General features: G+C 61.4%; 20 protein-coding genes and 1 tRNA gene. 8 read left to right on the forward strand and 13 right to left on the reverse strand.

Annotation, left to right across the window (positions count from 1 at the left end):
* Nucleotides 1-7: 7 nt before the first annotated feature.
* Nucleotides 8-784 (reverse strand): bifunctional demethylmenaquinone methyltransferase/2-methoxy-6-polyprenyl-1,4-benzoquinol methylase UbiE, encoded by a 777-nt coding sequence (gene ubiE, locus AO692_RS25445; RefSeq protein WP_054312859.1) that lies wholly within the window; start codon nt 782-784, stop codon nt 8-10.
* Nucleotides 785-896: 112 nt separating this feature from the next.
* On the opposite strand from ubiE, the gene AO692_RS25450 reads away from it, so the two are divergent.
* From AO692_RS25450 to AO692_RS25460, 3 genes are all read left to right on the forward strand, one after another.
* Entirely contained in the window at nt 897-1,874 is a 978-nt protein-coding gene (locus AO692_RS25450) for an adenosine deaminase (RefSeq protein ID WP_054312860.1), read from the forward strand.
* Nucleotides 1,875-1,965: 91 nt separating this feature from the next.
* A complete protein-coding gene (gene upp / locus AO692_RS25455; RefSeq protein WP_054312861.1) occupies nt 1,966-2,595 on the forward strand; it encodes a uracil phosphoribosyltransferase in 630 nt (209 codons plus the stop codon).
* Nucleotides 2,596-2,713: 118 nt separating this feature from the next.
* Nucleotides 2,714-3,268 carry a TIGR02281 family clan AA aspartic protease gene (locus AO692_RS25460; RefSeq protein WP_054312862.1) on the forward strand — a complete coding sequence of 185 codons (555 nt, stop codon included), beginning with the start codon at nt 2,714-2,716 and terminating at the stop codon, nt 3,266-3,268.
* 15 nt (nt 3,269-3,283) lie between these two features.
* Here AO692_RS25460 and deoA read toward each other — a convergent pair whose 3' ends face one another.
* The 6 genes from deoA to AO692_RS25490 are packed head-to-tail and all read right to left on the reverse strand — an operon-like array spanning nt 3,284 to nt 9,449.
* Entirely contained in the window at nt 3,284-4,603 is a 1,320-nt protein-coding gene (gene deoA / locus AO692_RS25465; RefSeq protein WP_054312863.1) for a thymidine phosphorylase, read from the reverse strand.
* The gene (locus tag AO692_RS25470) at nt 4,603-5,412 is read right to left on the reverse strand and encodes a purine-nucleoside phosphorylase (RefSeq protein ID WP_054312864.1); all 810 of its coding nucleotides are present in this window, start codon (nt 5,410-5,412) and stop codon (nt 4,603-4,605) included. The genes deoA and AO692_RS25470 overlap by 1 nt, the downstream gene beginning before the upstream one ends.
* Nucleotides 5,409-5,801, reverse strand: coding sequence for a cytidine deaminase (cdd, locus tag AO692_RS25475; protein WP_054312865.1), 393 nt, complete (start codon nt 5,799-5,801; stop codon nt 5,409-5,411). Before cdd ends, AO692_RS25470 begins: the two co-directional genes overlap by 4 nt.
* 3 nt (nt 5,802-5,804) lie before the next feature.
* Nucleotides 5,805-6,776 carry an ABC transporter permease gene (locus tag AO692_RS25480; RefSeq protein ID WP_054312866.1) on the reverse strand — a complete coding sequence of 324 codons (972 nt, stop codon included), beginning with the start codon at nt 6,774-6,776 and terminating at the stop codon, nt 5,805-5,807.
* A gap of 1 nt (nt 6,777) precedes the next feature.
* Nucleotides 6,778-7,920 (reverse strand): ABC transporter permease, encoded by a 1,143-nt coding sequence (locus tag AO692_RS25485; RefSeq protein WP_054312867.1) that lies wholly within the window; start codon nt 7,918-7,920, stop codon nt 6,778-6,780.
* Nucleotides 7,917-9,449, reverse strand: a complete 1,533-nt coding sequence (locus AO692_RS25490; RefSeq protein ID WP_054312868.1) for an ABC transporter ATP-binding protein — start codon at nt 9,447-9,449, stop codon at nt 7,917-7,919. Before AO692_RS25490 ends, AO692_RS25485 begins: the two co-directional genes overlap by 4 nt.
* 252 nt (nt 9,450-9,701) lie before the next feature.
* Between AO692_RS25490 and AO692_RS25495 the strand changes: the two genes are divergently transcribed.
* Both AO692_RS25495 and AO692_RS25500 read left to right on the forward strand, forming a co-directional pair.
* A complete protein-coding gene (locus AO692_RS25495) occupies nt 9,702-9,905 on the forward strand; it encodes a SlyX family protein (RefSeq protein WP_200911783.1) in 204 nt (67 codons plus the stop codon).
* A 134-nt stretch (nt 9,906-10,039) separates the two neighbouring features.
* Nucleotides 10,040-10,441: a hypothetical protein gene (locus AO692_RS25500; protein ID WP_054312869.1), complete on the forward strand. Its 402-nt coding sequence runs from the start codon at nt 10,040-10,042 to the stop codon at nt 10,439-10,441.
* 32 nt (nt 10,442-10,473) lie between these two features.
* Here the strand turns inward: AO692_RS25500 and AO692_RS25505 are convergent, their stop codons facing one another.
* The 4 genes from AO692_RS25505 to AO692_RS25520 all read right to left on the reverse strand — a co-directional run bounded on the left by AO692_RS25505 (nt 10,474) and on the right by AO692_RS25520 (nt 13,377).
* Nucleotides 10,474-10,929, reverse strand: coding sequence for a GNAT family N-acetyltransferase (locus AO692_RS25505; protein ID WP_054312870.1), 456 nt, complete (start codon nt 10,927-10,929; stop codon nt 10,474-10,476).
* A 177-nt stretch (nt 10,930-11,106) separates the two neighbouring features.
* Entirely contained in the window at nt 11,107-12,096 is a 990-nt protein-coding gene (locus AO692_RS25510) for a BMP family ABC transporter substrate-binding protein (protein WP_054312871.1), read from the reverse strand.
* 236 nt (nt 12,097-12,332) lie between these two features.
* Nucleotides 12,333-13,001: a peptide-methionine (S)-S-oxide reductase MsrA gene (msrA, locus tag AO692_RS25515; protein WP_054312872.1), complete on the reverse strand. Its 669-nt coding sequence runs from the start codon at nt 12,999-13,001 to the stop codon at nt 12,333-12,335.
* Nucleotides 13,002-13,050: 49 nt separating this feature from the next.
* On the reverse strand, nt 13,051-13,377 hold the full coding sequence (locus AO692_RS25520) for a hypothetical protein (protein WP_054312873.1): 327 nt from the start codon (nt 13,375-13,377) through the stop codon (nt 13,051-13,053).
* Nucleotides 13,378-13,795: 418 nt separating this feature from the next.
* On the opposite strand from AO692_RS25520, the gene AO692_RS25525 reads away from it, so the two are divergent.
* Nucleotides 13,796-13,885: transfer RNA gene (locus tag AO692_RS25525), tRNA-Ser, on the forward strand.
* A 114-nt stretch (nt 13,886-13,999) separates the two neighbouring features.
* Nucleotides 14,000-15,325, forward strand: coding sequence for a tyrosine-type recombinase/integrase (locus AO692_RS25530; RefSeq protein WP_054312874.1), 1,326 nt, complete (start codon nt 14,000-14,002; stop codon nt 15,323-15,325).
* 855 nt (nt 15,326-16,180) lie between these two features.
* Here AO692_RS25530 and AO692_RS25535 read toward each other — a convergent pair.
* Nucleotides 16,181-16,999 carry a helix-turn-helix transcriptional regulator gene (locus AO692_RS25535; RefSeq protein WP_054312875.1) on the reverse strand — a complete coding sequence of 273 codons (819 nt, stop codon included), beginning with the start codon at nt 16,997-16,999 and terminating at the stop codon, nt 16,181-16,183.
* 68 nt (nt 17,000-17,067) lie between these two features.
* Between AO692_RS25535 and AO692_RS32455 the strand changes: the two genes are divergently transcribed.
* Entirely contained in the window at nt 17,068-17,538 is a 471-nt protein-coding gene (locus tag AO692_RS32455; RefSeq protein WP_082407556.1) for a cupin domain-containing protein, read from the forward strand.
* Here AO692_RS32455 and AO692_RS25545 read toward each other — a convergent pair.
* Nucleotides 17,524-18,549, reverse strand: a complete 1,026-nt coding sequence (locus tag AO692_RS25545; RefSeq protein WP_161808129.1) for a LacI family DNA-binding transcriptional regulator — start codon at nt 18,547-18,549, stop codon at nt 17,524-17,526. The genes AO692_RS32455 and AO692_RS25545 overlap by 15 nt on opposite strands.
* Nucleotides 18,550-18,607: the final 58 nt, after the last annotated feature.

Raw genomic sequence — 18,607 nt, forward strand, 5'->3', positions numbered from 1 at the left:
GCCCGCCTCAAAGCTTCCAGCCCGAATGAGCGGCCGCGATGCCGCCGGTGTAGTTGCGGAAGCTGACGCGCTCGAAACCGGCCCTGCCGATCATCGCGGCGAAATTCTGCTGGTTCGGGAACTTGGCGATCGATTCGACCAGATAGGCATAGGGTTCGCCATCGCCGGTCACAGCCTTGCCGATCTTCGGAATGGCGTTGAAGGACCAGGCTTCGTAGACCTTGTCGAGCAGCGGCATCTCCACTTCGGAGAATTCGAGGCACAGGAACCGTCCGCCAGGCTTGAGCACCCGGAAGGCTTCGGCCAGTGCAACTTCGATACGCGGTACATTGCGGATGCCGAAGGCGATCGTATAGGCGTCGAAGGAATTGTCGGCGAACGGCAGGTCCTCGGCATTGGCTTCGACGAAATCGATGTTCGCGGCCAGCCCGCGTTTTTCCGCTCGTTCGCGGCCGACTGCCAGCATCGAGCCGTTGATGTCGAGCACGGTGGCCTGAGCCTGCCCCTGGCTGGCGTCGATGATGCGAAAGGCGATGTCGCCGGTGCCTCCTGCCACATCCAGAACCCTCCAGCCCGGCCTTTTCGGCGGGTTGAGCCAGGCGACCATGGCATCCTTCCACAGCCGGTGCAGACCGGCCGACATCAGGTCGTTCATCAGGTCGTAGCGCTTGGCGACCTTGTGGAACACCTCGTTGACCAGCGGCTGCTTCTCGCCGGTCCCGACCTGCCGGAAGCCATAGGAGGTCTCCATGCCCCCGGTCGCAGTGGTTCTCTCAACAGACATTGTTTCGATCCGCCTTAAAATCGGCCGGACCATAGCCGATCGCAGTAGGCGAAGCTATTGTCAAAGGCGCGGTGTTCGGCCGCGCCGGACGGCCCGTTCACAGGAATGCCTCATGGTCTTGAAAGCCGAATTGCACTGCCACATCGAAGGAGCGGCAGCACCGGAACTCGTAGTCCGGCAAGCGCGAAAATACGGCAAGGACCCTTCCCCCTTCATCCGTGACGGTTCGTTTGTCTGGCACGACTTCACCTCTTTCCTCGCCGCCTACGACTTTTCCGCCGATCTTTTCCGCTCGGAAGAGGACTACGCGGTGCTCGCCGAGCACTATCTGACCAGCCTGGCGCGCGATGGCGCCATCTACTCGGAAGTGTTCACCTCTCCGGACCACGCGGTGCGCGCCGGCCTGTCGCCCAAGGCCTATACCGACGCTCTTGGCGAAGGCATGGCGCGCGCAAAGGCCAAGACCGGCATCGAAGGACGCATGATCGTCACCGGGGTTCGGCATGTCGGCGTCGAGGCGATCGAGAAGGCCGCCCGCTTCGCAGCCAGATGCGGTCATCCACTGGTGACCGGCTTCGGCGTCGCCGGCGACGAACGCATGGGTGATTTCGAGGACTATGTACGCGCCTTCGAAATCGCCCGCGAAGCGGGTCTCGGCATCACCATCCATGCCGGCGAGCTGATGGGCTGGGAAAGCGTGCGGGCAGCGCTCGACCATATTCGCCCGTCACGCATCGGCCACGGCGTCCGCGCCATCGAGAACGCGGATCTCGTGCGCCGCATTGCCGATGAAGGCGTGGTGCTGGAATGCTGCCCCGGTTCCAACATCGCGCTGAAGGTATTCGACAGTTTTGCCGACCATCCGTTCCCGGCGTTGAAGACAGCCGGGTGCAAGGTAACGTTGAATTCCGACGATCCGCCCTATTTCTGGACTTCATTGAAGCGCGAGTACGATATCGCGGCCGAACACTTCGGCTTGAACGACAAGGCGCTGACGGCCGTGACGCGCACCGCGATCGACGCCGCATTCGTCGACAAGAAGACCAAAGCCGCGCTCATCGCGCGGCTGGACAAGGCAAGCGTGCGCTGAAAACCCGCAAAAACTGTGGTTGGCGCGCCTCTGGGCGTTTCTTGGCCGGAGCTAAATCGCTAGGGTCGTTCCAAGTATCGAGGAGAAGACCATGAAGGGCGTAACCGTCGTCGACCACCCGCTTGTCCAGCACAAGCTGACCATCATGCGCAACAAGGAGACGTCGACGGCGTCGTTCCGGCGGCTGTTGCGCGAGATCTCGCTGCTGCTCGGCTATGAGGTGACGCGCAACCTGGAACTCACCAAGACCACCATCGAAACTCCAATGGAGACGATGGAGGCCCCCACGCTTGAAGGCAAGAAGCTGGTCTTTGCTTCCGTGCTGCGCGCCGGCAATGGTTTACTCGAGGGTTTGCTCGACCTGGTGCCTGCCGCCCGCGTCGCTCATATCGGTCTCTATCGCGACCATGAAACGCTGGAAGCGGTGGAGTACTTCTTCAAGGCACCGAGCGATCTCGCCGACCGCCTGATCATCGTGGTGGATCCGATGCTCGCCACTGCCAATTCGGCGATCGCGGCGATCGACAAGCTGAAGGAGCGCGGCGCGACCAACATCCTTTTCCTGTGCCTGCTCGCAGCCCCCGAAGGCATCGAGCGCTTCACCACGGCCCATCCGGACGTGCCGGTCTTTACCGCATCCATCGATCGCCAGCTCAACGAAAAAGGCTATATCCTGCCCGGCCTCGGCGATGCCGGCGACCGCATGTTCGGAACGAAATAGACCTTTACCTTTCGTTTACGCATCCACGTGGTTTCGGCCCCCTGCAGGACAGACAGCGCCGTATATTAAAACGCCGGATACCAAGAGTGCCTAGGATCGCCTCGAACGGGGGCGTTCCATGCTGCGTAAATTGGTCATTCTGGGTGTTTTCGCCGGCGGCACGGCGGCAATCCCGTCCGTTTTCCAATCGAACCCGGACCTCCTCAACAATCTCCTCGGCAGGGGCAGCGAGGCATCTGCCACGGCGGTCAACCTGCCGAGCAACTCGGGTGCGGCCGCACAAACTTCGCAGCAGCCCCTCGGCCGCAAGGTACTGATCAAGGCCGATGCGACCGGACATTTCCGTTCGCCCTTCAAGATCAACGGCCGGCAGGTGGATGCCCTTATCGACACGGGTGCGACGCTGGTGGCGCTCAACACCTCGACGGCGCGGCGTGTCGGGCTTTCGATCAGCCCTTCCGATTTCACCCAGCAGGTCTCGACTGCGAATGGTCCGGTCAAGGTGGCGGTGGTGCGGCTCTCCAGTCTGCAGGTCGGCAAGATCGCGCTGGAGAACATCGACGCGGTCGTCATCGACGACAAGGCACTCAGCACCAATCTGATCGGCATGAGCTTCTTGAGCCGCCTGGGCAAATACGCTGTCGAGGACGGCGCATTGCTGATGGTGCAGTAGGCGCCTGTCTTTGACCTATCCGCGCGGGGCAACGCGGCGCAGGATCGCCTTTTCCGTGGCCGGTTTGGTGCGACCGACCGCATAGGCGGCCGAAACAGCCACGGCAGCCTGCTCGGCCGCCGCCAGCGAGCGCGCATGTACAAGCGCGATTGCATCACCCGGATGCACCTCCGCGCCGACCGGCAGCAAGGCCGTAAGCCCGACTGCATGGTCCACCTTGTCTTCTGGCCGTGTCCGGCCGCCACCCAATGCCACCACGGCCAGCCCGATCTCGCGCGTCGCGATACCGGTGACAAATCCTTTGCGATCCGCCTTCACTTCAAGTCGCACGGGCGCTTGCGGCAGGTATTTTGCGGCCTTCTCGACAAAATCCGCAGGACCACCGAGCGTCGAAACCATGCGGCCGAACACTGCTGCGGCTCGCCCACTCGACAACGCCTCCATGGCGCGCTGCAGTCCGTCCTGGTTGGAGGCAACGATGCCGGTCGATTGCAACATCTCGGCGGCAAGCGCCAACGTCACCGCCTCTAGGCACCTGTCGCGGCTGCGGCCGGTCAGGAAATCGACCGCATTCTGCACCTCCACCGCATTGCCGGCGGCCGAAGCAAGCGGCTCGTTCATGCCTGTGACCAGCGCGCTGGTCTTCAGGCCTGCGCCAGTGGCCACCTCGACCAGGCTGGTCGCCAGCGCCGTCGCATCGCGCGATTTTTCCATGAAGGCGCCGTTGCCGACCTTCACGTCCAGAACCAGTGACTGCAGCCCGGCAGCCAATTTCTTCGACAGGATCGAGGCCGTGATCAACGGCACCGATTCCACGGTGGCCGTGACGTCCCGGATGGCATAGAGCCGCTTGTCGGCGGGAGCCAGGTCGCCGGTCTGGCCAATGATGGCCGCACCCGCTTCCAGCACGGCCTTGCGCAGCAAGCCAAGGTCGGGCTGGCTGACATAGCCGGGGATCGAATCCATCTTGTCCAGCGTGCCCCCGGTGTGGCCGAGACCACGGCCGGAAATCATCGGCACATAGGCGCCGCAGGCGGCTACGATCGGCGCCAGCATCAGCGAAACATTGTCACCGACACCGCCGGTGGAGTGCTTGTCGGTGACGGGACCGGGCAGGTCCGACCAGTCGAGCACGTCGCCGGAATCGCGCATTGCCGTGGTCAGAGCCACCGCTTCGTCGCGGTTCATGCCGTTGAAGAAGACAGCCATGGCAAAGGAAGCCGCCTGTCCCTCCGTAACGGCGCCCGAGGTAACCCCTGAAACGAAGGACGTGATCTCCTCGGCCGACAGTTTCAGCCCATCACGTTTCCTGCGGATGATTTCCTGAGGCAGCATCAGGCGCCGTCCAGCAGTCCATCCTGGAACACCTTGTGCAGCACCTTGGCGAGCTTGGCACCGCCGATCGGCGCCATGTCCTTGGTCTCGGTGTGCGAAAGCTCGGCGCCCGTCATGCCGGCAGCCAGGTTGGTGATGACGGAACAGGCCGCCACATTCAACCCGAAGAAACGGGCCAGGATCACTTCCGGCACCGTCGACATGCCGACCGCAGTGGCGCCCATGATGCGCGCCATGCGGATTTCCGCAGGCGTCTCGAAGGACGGGCCGGAGAACCACATATAGACGCCCTGGTGCAGTTTGGTGCCGGTGATCTTCGCGGCCCGCTCGATCGCCGCACGCATGCCGGCATCATAGGCTTCGGTCAGCCCGACGAAGCGGCGGTCGGTCGGCTCGCCGAACAGCGGATTGGAACCCGAGAAATTGATGTGGTCATTGATCAGCATCACCGATCCCGGCGGCATGTCGGGATCGACGGAGCCGGCGGCATTGGTGAGGATCAGCTTCGTTATGCCGATGCCGGCCAGTGTCTCGATCACCGGGCGCATCACGGCCGCATCGCCATGCTCGTAATAGTGGGCGCGGCCTGCCAGCATCAGCAAGGGCTTTCCGGCGAAATGACCAGCAACAACCGCACCGGCATGGCCAGTCACGCCACTCTTCGGGAAGCCCGGCAAGTCGGAGTAAGGAATGCGGACTGCATCCTCGACTTGGTCGACCAGCCCGCCAAGCCCCGAGCCCAGCACCAGCGCGACACTCGGCACAAGGCCGTCCAGCCGTTCGACGAGACGATCGATCGCGTCTTTCATTTGAGGATATCGCCCCTGAAGCCATAGGGCAGCATATCGCCCATGGTAACGGTTTCGGCCACGCCCGTCTCGTCGCAGAGATAGAGCTTGGTCTCCGGCCGTGTGAACTCCGCCAGCCGCTGGCGGCAGCCGCCGCAGGGCGAGCATTTCGCCATGCGTTCTGCGATGACGGCGATTTCAACGATCTTGCCGCCGCCACCCATGATGTAGTGCCCGAGTGCCGTCGTCTCCGCGCACCAGCCTTCCGGATAGGAGGCCACCTCGATATTGGCGCCCGCGAAGATACGCCCGTCCTCGGTGCGAAGCGCTGCGCCCACCGGAAACTTCGAATAGGGCGCGTAGGCCTTGGCCATGGCCGCCCTGGCGGCGAGGTAGAGGTCATGCGACATGGATCAGCGCTCTTTCACATAGGGAACGCCGCCGGCGCGCGGCGGGATCGCCTTGCCGATGAAGCCGGCCAGCAGGATCACGGTCAGGATGTAGGGCAGCGCCTGCATGAGCTGCACCGGCACCTTGCCGATGATCGGCAGCGGCGCGCCTTGCAGGCGGATCGCCAACGCGTCGAGGAAACCGAACAGCAGGCAGGCGAACATGGCGTTGACCGGCCGCCACTTCGCGAAGATCAGCGCCGCAAGCGCGATGTAGCCCTTGCCTGCCGTCATGTCCTTCACGAAACCGCCGCTCTGCACCATGGAAAGATAGGCGCCGGCGATTGCCGTGAGGACGCCGGTGCAGATCACGGCACGGTAGCGCAGCCAGGCTACCGAAATGCCGGCTGTGTCGACCGCCGCCGGGTTCTCGCCGACGGCACGCAGCCTGAGCCCGAAGCGGGTGCGGAACAGCACCCACCAGGTGAACGGCACGGCAAGGAAGGCGACGTAGACCAGCAGCGAGTGGCCGGAGATCAATTCGGAGTAGATCGGCCCGATGATCGGCACCTCGCGTATCGCGTCGGCACCAGGAAGCGTGATCGCCTCGAACCGTTCGTTCGGCGCCAGCGCCGGCGTGCGGCCGCCCTGTTGGAACCAGGCCTGGCCAAGGATGATGGTGGAGCCGGCGGCAACGAAATTGATGGCGAGGCCGGAAACGATCTGATTGCCGCGATGCGTGATCGAGGCAAAGCCGTGCACCAGGGCGAGCGATACCGAGACCAGGATGGCGATGCCAAGCCCAATCCAGGCCGAATGGAAAACCGAAGCCGCCGCGGCACCGGCGAAGGCCGCAGCCAGCATCTTGCCTTCCAGACCGATGTCGAAAATGCCCGACCGCTCCGAATAAAGACCGGCCAGGCAGGCCAGCAGTAGCGGCACCGACAGGCGGATGGTGGAATCCAGCGTCTGGATGATGACGTCGAAGAAACTCATCTCAGGCCCCCTCGCCCTTCACGGCGGCCATGCCGACCGACTTCGGGCTGATCGAAGCGAACAGCGTCTGGATATAGGGCCGGAACATGTGCTCGAGCGCCCCCGCGAACAGGATCACGAGTCCCTGGATGATGACGATCATGTCACGGCTGATCGCCGGCATCTCGAAGGAAAGTTCGGCACCGCCCTGATAGAGCATCCCAAACAGGATCGAGGCGAGGATGATGCCGACAGGGTGCGCGCGCCCCATCAGCGCGACCGCGATGCCGATGAAGCCGGCGCCGCCAGCCAGATCGACATAGACGCTGTGCTGGTCGCCCATGATGGCATTGATCGACATCATGCCGGCGAGCGCACCCGAAATCAGCATGGCGATGATGGTGACACGCACTTCCGAAATGCCGGCATAGCGCGCTGCCTTCTGGCTGAAGCCGAAGGTGCGGATCTCATAGCCGAGCTTGGTGCGCCAGATCAGCAGCCAGACCAGATAGGCCATCACCAGCGCCAACAGGAACGAGACATTGAAGGGCGCGGAACGGATCCTGGCTGTCCCGAACAGCTCGATGATCCAGTTCAGCCGCGGCAGTTGCGCACCCGCCTCCAGCATGCGCGTCTTGACCTCCTGCATCGCTTCCGGCTTCAAGATGTCGCGCAACACATAGATCATCAGGCTGGCCGCGATCATGTTGAACATGATGGTGGTGATGACGATGTGCGAGCCGCGCTTGGCCTGCAGATAGGCCGGGATGAATGCCCATGCCGCGCCGAACAGGGCAGCGCCGGCAATCGCGAAGGGGAATGTGACATACCAGGGCACCACCCTGTCGAGCGCCAGGCAGACCAGCCCCACACCGAGGCCCGCGACATAAGCCTGGCCTTCGCCGCCGATGTTGAACAGGCCAGCATGCATCGCGACCGCGACGGCAAGGCCGGTAAAAATGAAATTCGTCGCGTAGAACAGCGTGTAGGCGATGCCTTGCCCGCGCCCGAAGGCTCCTTCCACCAGGATGGCAGCGGCGCGGAAGGGGTTTTCCCCCACCAGCAGCACGACAAGACCTGCGACGATGAAGGCGACAGCCAGATTGATGAGCGGGATCAGCCCATAGTCGGCCCAGGCCGGGAGCTTGGCATAGGGCGTGCTCATTCGGCTGCTTCCTTCTGCTCGACGCCGGCCATCAGCAGACCAAGCTCGCCCTCGCTGGCTTCAGGCCCACGCTCGCCGACGACGCGTCCGGCAAACATCACCAGGATGCGGTCGGACAGCGAACGGATCTCATCGAGTTCGACCGAAACCAGCAACACCGCCTTGCCCTGGTCGCGCATGGCGATCAGCCGCTTGTGGATGAATTCGATGGCACCGACGTCGACACCACGCGTCGGCTGGCCGACGATCAGGACGCCCGGATCCTGCTCGATTTCCCGCGCAAGCACGATCTTCTGCTGGTTGCCGCCTGAGAAATTGGCTGTCCTCAAGCGCGGATTGGCAGGGCGGATATCGTATTTCGCGATCTTGTCCTTGGCGTCAGCCATGATGGCATCGACGTCGAGCAATGGCCCTTTGAGGTAGCGCTTGTCGTTGTGGTAGCCGAGGATCGAGTTCTCGTTTTCCTCGAAGGCCAGGACCAGGCCGACATGATGCCGATCCTCCGGCACATGCGCGAGCCCGCGCTGACGCAGCTCGCCGGGGTCGGCAGCGCCGGTCAGGTCGATCGGCTTGCCGTCCAGCGTCACGCTGCCCGAGACCGCCTTGCGGATACCCGAGATCGCCTCGAGCAGCTCCGATTGGCCATTGCCTGCAACGCCTGCGATGCCGACAATCTCGCCGGCGCGCACGTCGAAGGAAACATCGTCGACCATGGTGACGCCGCGCTGGTCCTTCACCACCAGATTCTTGACCGAAAGCTTGACCTCGCCAGCCCTGGCTTCGCCCTTCTCGACCCTCAAAAGCACGCGCCGGCCGACCATCAGCTCGGCCAGTTCCTCGACGGTTGTCTGCTTGGTTTCGCGCGTCGCCACCATCGTGCCCTGGCGCATGACGGAGACGGAATCGGTGATCGCCATGATCTCGCGCAGCTTGTGCGTGATGAGCACGATCGTCTTGCCCTGTTCCTTCAGCTGCCTGAGGATGCGGAACAGGTGATCGGCCTCCGCCGGCGTCAGCACACCGGTCGGTTCGTCCAGGATCAGGATTTCGGCGCCGCGATAAAGCGCCTTGAGGATTTCGACGCGCTGCTGCAGACCGACCGGCAGTTCCTCGATGATGGCGTCGGGGTCCACTTCCAGCCCGTATTCGCGCTCGAGCCGCTCGAGTTCCGAACGCGCTTTCGCGATCGAGGATTTCAGCAGCGCATCGCTTTCGGCGCCGAGGATGATGTTCTCGAGCACGGTAAAATTGTCGACCAGCATGAAATGCTGGTGGACCATGCCGATGCCGGTCGCGATGGCATCGTTGGACGACTTGATCGAGGTCGGCTTGCCGTTGACGCGGATCTCGCCGCTGTCAGCCTGGTAGAACCCGTAAAGGATCGACATCAGTGTCGACTTGCCTGCGCCATTCTCGCCGACGATACCGTGGATGGTGCCGCGCGTGATCTCGAGATTGATGTCGCGGTTGGCGCGCACCGCGCCAAAACTCTTGCTGATGCCGATCAGCTCGATTGCGGCTTCCGCCATGCGATCGTTCCCACAGGTTTTTTATCGTTTGGTCAAAATGCCTAACACGGCGCCCGTTCCCTGCCAATTGGCCGGCCATGGCATCCACTCTCGACAAATCCCGGCATGCTTGTCAATTTCGAACACACGAGGCATGCGCTATTGGCAGGCGGTGTTGTGCAACTCAAGTCTCAAAGCATGCAGCGCAGATGCAAAAGTGTTGGGGCGTCCTTGCGGCTCCAGATGGATGCGCGGCGCTCTAAGGAAATTGACATGTCCGAAGAACGATTGACGACGCTGGAAATCCACATCGCCGAGCAGGACAAGACCATCGAGGAATTGTCCGGTCAGGTCGGCGAACAATGGAAGACAATCGAACGCTTGCAGAAGAAGCTCGACGCGCTGACCAGCCGCTTTCTGGCGCTGGAGGAGCAGACCGCGCCGGACGTTCCCGTGACCAAACCGCCGCACTGGTGAAGGCGAAGCGCTATTGGAGCAATTCCAGGAAAAGTGTGCAACGGTTTTCCGTCCGGGATTGCGTAAAAACAAAGAGTTAGAGTGTTCCGCGTTTCCGTGAAAAACGGAAACGCTCTAGCAAGGAAAGCGCAGCGATGACTGGAGAAAGCGACCGCATCGCACGCGCCAGCGACTATGTGCTCGGGCTGATGAACGAACGCGACCGCGAGCGGGCGGAACGCGACCTTGAGATCGACCCCGCCTTCCGCAATGCCGTGATGCAACTGGCCGAACGCATGCACCTGTTCGACCGCACCACCACGCAGGAGGCTGGCCGGCCCTGGCAGGAGGTTGTCGCCCGCATAGCCGAGCTGCCGCAAATGCCTTCTGTGGGACACGAAACGTCAAGGACCGACCGACGTATCATCGATGGGCCGCGTGCCCCTGCCGGCATCGGCCTGCATGCCTTGCCTGGCCGACTGGCCATTGCAGTGGCTGCCGGATTGATCGTCGCCTTCGCGTTTGGCTATCTCGTCGGTCGTATGGGCATAGGCTGAAGCAGACAGCCAGGATCAGAAGGCATCCTCGACTAAAGTTTCCGTTTCATCAAAGCCAGCGCTTCGCCGTCGATGTCCATTCGTTCGACGACGACCCAGCCGAGTTTGGCATAGAGCGCCTCGGCGCTGTCGGTATAGAGATAGAGTTCATCGCTGCCGACCGACCGCGCATGTTTCTCGACAGCCTCGACCAGCGCGCTGCCGAGCCCGCGCCCACGATAGGCTTCCGCGACGACCAATCCGGCGAGCCAGGGCGAAACGTCGTGCAGTTGTTCGATCTCCTCGCGCACGAACAGGCATGAGCCTGCCAGCGTGTCATCGATCTCGGCGACAAAACCGACCTCGAAGCCGTCACTGTCAATCAGCTTCGCCAGCCCGGCCATATCCGCTTCCTGCGGGAATTTGCCGTCGCCGAAGAAGGTGATGTGTCGCAGCTCCGCGAGCGGCGTCAGGTCGGAATGCCGCATCTTGCGGAGGATCGGGGACATGGCGGTTCTCGTCGGCTCGGCTGCGACAGGTCTTTGAAACTGCCGTGGACACCTGCCTGCATCGAACCGACACGGCAAGGCTCACGCCAGCCGGCCGGGTGGACCACCGCGAAGGGTGGCCAAAAAAGAACCGCCGGACTTTCGCCCGGCGGTTCTTCATCCTGATTCAGCAGTCGATCAATAAGGGCACTTGTTGTCGCTGGAATAGTCGTGCACTTCGATCTTGCCGGCGATGATCTCTTCCTTGGCCTTGTCGGCGGCCGCCTTCATATCGGCGGTGATGAGATCCTTGTTGTTGTCGTCCAGGGCGTAGTCCACGCCGCCTTCCTTGAGGCCAAGATTGTTGATGCCGCCGGTGAACTTGCCGTCCTTGGCATCCATGAACGCGCTGTAGACAGCGACGTCGACGCGCTTCAGCATCGAGGTCAGCACCTTGCCGGGCTGCAAGCCGTTCTGGTTGGAATCAACGCCGATACCGAGCTTGCCGGCATCCGCCGCAGCCTGGAGCACGCCGACGCCGGTACCACCGGCTGCCGCGTAGATCACGTCGGCGCCCTGGTCCATCTGGGTCTTGGCAATTTCACCACCCTTGGCCGGATCGTTCCAGGCCGCCGGCGTGTCGCCGGTCATGTTGTAGATGACGTCGGTCGCACCGTTTGCCTTGGCGCCGCCCACATAACCGCAGCCGAACTTGCGGATCAGCGGAATGTCCATGCCGCCGATGAAGCCGACCTTCTTGCTCTTGGAGGCCATCGCGCCCAGCAGGCCGACGATGTAGGAGCCTTCCTGTTCCTTGAACTTCAGCGAGCGCACGTTCGGCAGGTCGACCTGATCGTCGATGATGGCGAATTTCAGTTCCGGATATTCCTTGGCCACCTTGGTCAGGGAATCGACCCAGGAGAAACCGGCCATGACGATCGGGCTGCGGCCGTCTTCGGCGAAGCGACGCAATGCCTGCTCGCGCTGCGAGGCATTCGACACCTCGAATTCGACATAGGAGACGCCGCTCTCCTTCTTGAACTTCTCGGCGCCATTGTAGGCGGCTTCGTTGAAGGACTTGTCGAACTTGCCACCGAGATCATAGAGCAACGCAGGCTTGATATCTTCAGCCATGACCGGGAAGGCCAGCGCGGTTGCGGCCAGAAGGCCGAGAACGATACGTTTCATAGGATCCACACCCCTGAGGTTTATTTTTCCAGTCTGCCGCAGGTCGGGGTTCCGGCCCGGCTTGCGGCGTCCGGCAGGAGCTGTTCCCTCCCGCTCAAGCTTTATCTTGCACGGCTAGGAACAAAACTCACGTGGAATTTTGACCCTTTGGAAAAAGCATGGCGCCGATGCGGCGCCATGGAAAATCGTTTCTGAATAGGACGCTAGCGGCGGCTGGTGCCACCCGCCGCCTGTTGTCAGGCCGTGGCGGCGGCGGCGGGAATGGCGCAGCTCACGCCGGTGCCCTTGAGCCCGCAATAGCCGTAAGGATTCTTCGCCAGATACTGCTGGTGATCCTCCTCGGCGAAGTAGAATTCGGGCGCCGGTGCTATCTCGGTCGTGATCTTGTCGCGGCCGGCTGCACGCAACGAGGCTTGATAGGCATCGCGCGAGGCGATCGCGGCCTGCTGCTGGGTATCCGAGAAGGTGTAGATGGCGGACCGATAGGTAGTGCCGACATCATTGCCCTGGCACATGCCTTGCGTGGGATCATGCGCCTCCCAGAATATCTTCAGCAGCTCTGCATAGGAAACGACCTTCGGATCGAACACGACCAGCACGACCTCGGCATGTCCGGTGAGCCCGGTGCAGGTTTCCTGATAGGTCGGATTGGGCGTGATGCCGCCAGCATAGCCGACTGCCGTCACCCACACGCCTTCGGTCTGCCAGAACAGCCGTTCCGCGCCCCAGAAGCAGCCAAGCCCGAACAACGCCGTTTCCAGCCCTTCCGGATAGGGTCCCTTCAACGGTCGTTTCGAGACGAAGTGTTTCGAGGCGGTCGGGATCGGCCGATCACGGCCGGGCAACGCCTCTTCTGGTTTCGGCAGATTGATCTTCTTGTTCAACATATCACTGAGGAAAAACATGAATGTCTCCCTGTTCATCGATTTCTAATTCGCCGCAGACGCCGGAATGTTACGCATTGGCCGCGAAATGCCCCGCGCGTCGCTGCCTGCGGTAGCCGATCGCGTAGAGCAGGAAGGCCAGCACGGCGAACAGCACGAAGCCCGGCAGATCGAGCGCCTTGTCGATCACCGCATCCCAGGCCACGGCACCTGCCTTCTCGCGCACGAACGCTTCCGTCCTGGCCAAAGTATCGGGCGAAACCGCGCTCCAGCTTACCTTGAGCGGTGTCATCACCAGATGCGAAGCGGCAACCGTCCGAGTGGTGTCAAGCACGGCCATGATAACCGCAACGGCCAACGCCACCATGGCGGCAAGTCTGAACAGGAAACGGAACATGCAGACCTTTCCAGCGTCTGTTTGCCTACAGATATGGCGTGATGCGGCGCCACGCAATCGGACACGGGCGATAAAGCTTTTCCACCTTCGTCATCGTCGCTTTCTGGATATCCCGCGGACGGACAGCACTAACATTCGGAAGGCAGCCGAGTGGCTTCGCGACCTGAGAGAACCACACACCTTTCGTCACCGTCGCAAGAAAGCGCGCAGATGCACCGGGATTACCATCGATATGACTTGGCATTCGCCGCTGGATCGACTAGATGAGCCCCGCGCCCGAAGCTTTGACGGCTCAGGGCGCTGGAAAAGAACCAGCCATCGGTCACGGCAGTTCGATGCGGATTGGAAATCCGCTTTCCGAAAGGGATGCGCTCCCTCGAGACCGGCGCGGCGAAACCGGCCGCGACAGCGCGAGGACGGAGAGGTGGCCGAGTGGTTGAAGGCGCACGCCTGGAAAGTGTGTATACGGGGAACCGTATCGCGGGTTCGAATCCCGCTCTCTCCGCCACCTATCCTCCAAAAAAAATCTTTTATTTTCAAATAGTTCATCATGCCCTTGATCGTTGAAAATCGCGACATATCTTATTTTGTGTAACAAACTGTGTAACATTAGGTTTTGCGCATGCGGAAATCCGCAGCACCAAGGCCGAATAAACGTGATGGTATCTGGTACCTCATACGCAGGGTGCCCAAGGCGTTTGAAGCACTCGATCAGCGCGGGCTGGTACGCGTCTCTACCGGGATTGCCGTAGTTGACGATCCTCGAGCCGTGCGGGCGACCGATGCCGTGCGGCAACTCGCGGCGGAGCTCGAAGCCTATTGGCGGAAACTTGCCGCTGGCGACTCCGCTGATGCGGTGCGGCGCTTCGAGGAGGCAAGAAAAAGGGCGCGTTCGTTGGGGCTTACTTACCGCACCAACGAGGAGTTGGCAGCGGGCCCACTCGATGATCTTCTAGCCCGCATCACGTTGCCTCTCGACAGAAATGCGGTTGATGACGCAAGCAGTGTCTCTGCGGTGATGGGAGGAGAGCGGAGGCCAGCTCTACGCTTAAGCGGACTTCTGAAGGACTTCGAGGCGATCGAACAACAGACCTTCCTGTCAATGTCTGCGAACCAGATAAAGAAATGGCGGAACCCCAAAAATCGCGCGCTGGCAAATTTGATTGATGTCGTCGGCGACAAGGAGATCGTTCGCCTGACGAGGGATGATGCTGTCAGCTTTCGCGAATGGTGGCAGAAAAGGATCGTGAAAGAAGGCCTCGACATTGCCACAGCCAATAAAGATATCGGCCATATCTCCAAGATGCTGCGTGTTGTAGACCTTACTCACCAGCTCAGGCTGGAACCGATTTTCGGGAACTTGCGTCTTTCGGGGGCCGTGGCAAACCAGCGCGCGGCATTCACGGCGGAATTCGTGCAAAGGGAAGTGCTCGCCGAGGGAGCCCTCGACGGGCTCAACGATGAAGCGCGCGATCTTGTTTATTTGATTGCTGACACAGGCATGCGCCTCTCCGAGGCGGCAAATCTAACCGAGGAAACGATCCGTCTCGATCACGAGGTTCCGCATGTGCAAGTACGCCCTAACGGTCGGCGCCTAAAGACAGATCATTCCGCCCGTGACATCCCGCTAGTCGGCTGCGCGCTGGAAGCGATCAAGCTTCATCCCAATGGCTTTCCGCGTTACCGGGACAAAGCGGCCTCGCTTTCGGCGCTCGTGAATAAAGCGCTGACCAACAAAAAACTTCTGCCGACACCAAAGCACAGTCTCTACAGCCTCCGGCATACTTTCGAGGATCGATTAACGGCGATTGAAGCGCCGGAGAAAGTTGTCGCCTCTTTGATGGGCCACAAGTGGATTCGCCCGAAATACGGCGCAGGACCGTCCTTGGTTCAAAAGCGCGAATGGCTTCAAAGGATCGCTTTCAACCCGCCAGCATCTAACCACTAGCCCATATCAGCGTCGAATGAGGGAGGGTTTCGCCAGCTGCCTTGGAGCATGATCGCTGTGCAGCCTATTGCCGCCGCCAGCATCCGTTTGCCCAGTACCATTCTGCTTAAACTCGGCTAGCACGAGCCGGGCCCGTTCCCAATTTCCGAGGCGGCGCCGTGCTCGGTCGAGCTCATCTTCCAACCGCTCGAAGGTTGGCGAATAAGCATCTCCATGGCGAACGACCAAGTAGGCAGCTACAGCTAGAACTCTTTCGAGTTTCTCCGCCGATAGTTGCGCTTCGTGAAACTTCGCCCCACGCACCATTCTTAGATCCGCCTTTGGCGACCCGCAATCTGGGCAAATTCGTATCCGTGTGGGTGGGACTTCATGTGATCTGGCTCGGCTGATTGAACCACTACGGTGGTGCGCCAAGCATCTGCTAGATGCCTAAGGTCAGGTATGGCTTTTATATACGCTGAGATGCGCGTTACGCTTGGGGAGAGGCTGGAGAGCAGCGCAACAGCACTCCGATGGCATTGAGCATGCCGGAATCAGATCAATCCACAGAATTATTTTGTTGGTATTTCTGTTGGATGAATTCGCCGGAGGATGTTTCTAAATAACTGAAAATATATAGAAATCTCTTTTCCTTCGATTCCGCCCCTGGGCACCATTTCTTCTATCTCACGCGAGTTCGCTTCGCTCACCGCTCCGATGGGGCGGCCTGATCGGCCGACGGGCGATCGCCCTTGCGAACCCTTCGGGTTCGAATACGCCGCTACCACTGTCGCAATCTTATGTTCGCCTTCAAGGTCGTCGGCCTGAGGGCTGACAGCGCGGCGCCGACACCACGCCGTGCTCGGCCGACAACTCTCACTGCCGGCGAGCGCCGGGATGAAGAAGCCGCGCCTGCCCCGGGGTGATACCGAAGAAGACACGAAATGCCGCCCCGAAGGCGGGGATGCTCTCGAAGCCGGCAATCGAGGCTGCTTTCGCAGGCTGCGCCCCCATCGTCAGCGCACTCAAGGCCTCGGTCAAACGAGCCTGCTGGCGCCACTGCCTGAAGCTCAATCCTGTCTCAGCCCGAAACATCCGAGCCAGCGTTCGGCTCGAGGCATTGGCGACCTCCCCCCATTCCTCCAGGCTCCGCTGGTCATGAGGCCGCTCGCGGAGTGCTGAAACCACCCTGCGCAAGCGGACATCTCGAGGCAAAGGCAAGCCGAGCGGCAGAGGCGTCGCTCTTGCGATTTCGTCGAGAGCCAATTCCGCCAGGTGGTGACCTCGGCCATGCGGCTCCCACTCCACGGGTTCGGCACACGCCGCAACGATCACTTCACGCAGCAGGCCGGAGACGGCGATGACCTTCGGCTCTCCTCCGACCCGCGTTGCGGCGTCCTCCCGCAGGAAGAGTTCCCGCATCGCCACCGGCCCATCCATGTTCACCGCATGCTGCGCGCCAGCCGGCAGGAACAGTGCCGTCGTCGGCGGTACGACATAGTTCGAGGCCTGCGTCTCCACACGCATGACACCCGAGATCGCATACAGCAGTTGAGCTCTCGGGTGGCTGTGAAAGCCCGACGACAAGCCTGACGGGTAATCGCAGGCAAAGCCCACGATCGGCCGCGGGGCGGTCTCGAACGGCAGAATTTCAGCTTGTCTTGTTGGCGACAGAAATTGGCCAGTTGTCTTCATTTGGCTAGCTTAAGTTAAACGCGGCTTCTTTCAAGAAGCGCATTTTCCAAACCAAAGAGGAAACTACCATGAGCATGGGTCTCTTTCAGAAGATCGGATACGTCAAAGCGAACCAGCTGGTCGATGGCCCGATTACGCCAGGTCAGAACCGAAGAAAGGCGCTCGCAGCCGGCAACCTTTGGGTCGGCCAATGCCATGTCACGGCGTTGGATGCGCCGAGCCAGTGGCACCACCACGAGGAATTCGACAGCGTGATGTACATGCTGTCAGGTCGTATCCGCGTCGATTTCGGTGAGAACGGACAGGACTCTTTCGAAATCGGGAAAGGCGATTACGCCTATTTCCCGCGGCGAAGGCGAGACCGTCGTCAATGTCGACGGTCCAGGAACGTTCGCACCCGAAAAGAGACAATCCGTCCCCGCCTGATCGAAGAAGCCGAGCTTCTCGAAAACAGAGCATTTCTCAAATCTTGGAACGCAAGGGGCGAGCAAGGTGGCTGGCTGATCACAATTCAACGCGTGAGACTATTCCAGGTCTAGAGCGTGCCCGCTGTTCGGTCGTGCCGTCGACGCGCGCTCGCGGAGTGTTGGTTCAATCACCACGGGCACGTCAAGGCGTTCCCCTTCAAGTCTCCTGACGAGAAGCGCGACGGCCTCGCGGCCCATGGCGGCGCCATGGAGGTCCAGGGCCGTGACGGGTACAGGATGGCTACGGGCGATCTCGCTGTCTGAAAGCGTGGACAGCATGAGCTCGCCCGGGATCGGGATGGCAAGGTCTTCCGCCGTCAGCGCCACACCGGCGGCGAACCGGCTCGTCGCGGCGATAATGGCATCGGGCCGTTGTGGAGAGGTCAGCTCGGTCCTGGCTGCATGGCGTGCGGCCTCCGCGCCCCCGACCTCGTCCACAAGGACGGTGCGCACGCGGATGCCGGTCTCCGTCGCCCAGTCGCTGCACGCCCGTCTCGCCTCGACAAGCCAGCTGTTTTCGTCCCGACCGCAAAAGAACGATATGCTTCCGGCGCCGTTGCCGCGCAGATGGTCGAGCAGGGAGCGGACGCCATTGTAGTCGTCACGCCGAACGCTCCACTCAAAGGTGGGATCGTCGGGTTCCGGGTCGGCAAACACGAAGGGCACCTCCCGTTGTCTGAGCAGCGCGGCAACGGGATCGCTCCTGTGAGGGGCGACAACGATGCAACCGTCCATGGGCAGTGCCGACAAAGCCCCCTCCTTGAGCTCCGGAATGTGCAACAGGCCAAGTCCTCTGGACAGCGCCGCTGCCGCTGCCGCGCCCGCCAGGCGGATATGATACTCGGTTCCGCTCATCGAACCGCGGATGGCGTCGCTCGGCCGGAACACGATGCCAAGGACACCGGTCTTCCCGGTTCGGAGGCTCCGGGCGACCGGGTCGGCCCGGTAGCCGACGCGTTCAACTGCGGCGAGAACCGCGGCACGCGTTTTCTCTCCCGTGCGTCCCTTGCCGTTCAGCACGTGGGAAACCGTCGTTATGGAGACGCCAGCAGCCTCCGCAACATCCTTGATCGTCGCTGACAATTCAGCCCTCATTGCTGGTTTTGAAAAGATTTGACATTGCCCAATCGTTTTGGCAACT

Origin of the sequence: Mesorhizobium sp. 1M-11 (assembly GCF_001303895.1) — a bacterium.
Lineage (GTDB): Bacteria > Pseudomonadota > Alphaproteobacteria > Rhizobiales > Rhizobiaceae > Mesorhizobium.